Source organism: Saccharomonospora iraqiensis subsp. paurometabolica YIM 90007 (assembly GCF_000231035.2).
In the GTDB taxonomy this organism is placed as follows: domain Bacteria; phylum Actinomycetota; class Actinomycetes; order Mycobacteriales; family Pseudonocardiaceae; genus Saccharomonospora; species Saccharomonospora paurometabolica.
This window is the reverse complement of record NZ_KI912187.1, coordinates 87,236-87,961: the sequence shown is the minus strand read 5'-3', so window position 1 is coordinate 87,961 and position 726 is coordinate 87,236. Positions and strand designations below refer to the sequence as shown.

Below are 726 nucleotides of genomic sequence, written 5' to 3'. Positions count from 1 at the left end.
ACCCGGACGACGGCCTGCTGCACCTCTCGCCCACCGCCGACACGGTGACGGTGGCGGCCGCGACCGTGCGGGAGGCCGCGGTGCTCGACGCCGTACTCGCCGGGTCCGGGAACGCGGCACCCGGGCGGGAGGTGTTGGACGTCCCGCCGGAGCCCCCGGCGGAGGGGATCCGGCTCGGCGTCCCGCGGGATCCGTGCTGGGACCGGGTCGACGCCGACGTCGCGCGGGTGTGCGGGCGGGCGCTCGACCTGCTCGGGGAAGCCGGTGTCGAGTCGGTCGAGGTGGACCTCGCCGACACCGTCGCGCGGGCCACTGAGGTGAACCTGGGCATGACGGCGTTCGAGGTGCGCGACTACTGGACGCGCTTCGCCGGGACACACCTCGGGTGCGATTTCGCGACGTTCGTCTCCCGGTTGGCGAGCCCGGACGTGGCCGAGGCGCTCGACGCACTTCTCGACGGCCCGGCGCTGTCGGTGGACCGGTACGCGGCACTGCGCGCGGAACGGGACGAGGTCACCCGCCGCTACGCCGACCTGTTCGCCACGCACCGGCTGGACGCGCTGGTCTTCCCGACCGTGCCGGTGACCGCACCCGCGGTGGGCGCCACCACGGTGCGGGTCGACGGGCGCGAGCGCGACCTGTTGCTCACCACGATCGCCAACGGGACGGCCGCACCGAGCGCCGGGCTCCCCGCGGTGACCGTCCCGGCCGGGATGGCCGCCGACG

1 protein-coding gene is annotated in these 726 nt (G+C 75.6%); it reads left to right on the top strand.

Annotation, left to right across the window (positions count from 1 at the left end):
- On the top strand, nucleotides 1-726 hold a 726-nt coding region (locus SACPADRAFT_RS24710; protein ID WP_007027857.1), incomplete at both ends, for an amidase family protein.